The organism is Micromonospora globosa, assembly GCF_000717585.1.
Taxonomy (GTDB): Bacteria; Actinomycetota; Actinomycetes; order Mycobacteriales; family Micromonosporaceae; genus Micromonospora; species Micromonospora aurantiaca.
This window is the reverse complement of record NZ_JNZR01000098.1, coordinates 1-364: the sequence shown is the minus strand read 5'-3', so window position 1 is coordinate 364 and position 364 is coordinate 1. Positions and strand designations below refer to the sequence as shown.

Sequence of the window (364 nt, the reverse complement as noted above, 5' to 3'; positions counted from 1 at the left end):
GTAGTGGTCCGGGTAGGCCGACACCTGGACGGTCTGGGCGGCCTTGGTCAGCGGCATGTCCTGCCAGCCGTCGACCTGCTTCAGACCCTTCAGGAACGCGGTGGTGGAGTACTCGGGGTCGGTGATCTGCTCCACGGTGCCCCAGCCGGAGGAGGGGCGCTGCTGGAACAGGCCCTGCGAGTCGTGGTCGTTACGGTCGCCGAGGTGGCCGAGGTTCTCCAGCTTCGACTCCTGCAGCGCCGTGGCGATGGAGACGACGGCGGCGCGCTCGTCCATGCCGGCCTTCTTGGTGGCGGCGATGATGGCCTTGACGTTGGCGGTCTGCTCGTCGTTCAGGTCGATGTGGGACTGGTTGCCCTGCACG

1 pseudogene is annotated in these 364 nt (G+C 67.6%); it reads right to left on the bottom strand.

What is annotated here, in order from left to right:
- A pseudogene (locus IF06_RS0131805) lies at positions 1 to 364 on the bottom strand (hypothetical protein); the annotation flags it as partial.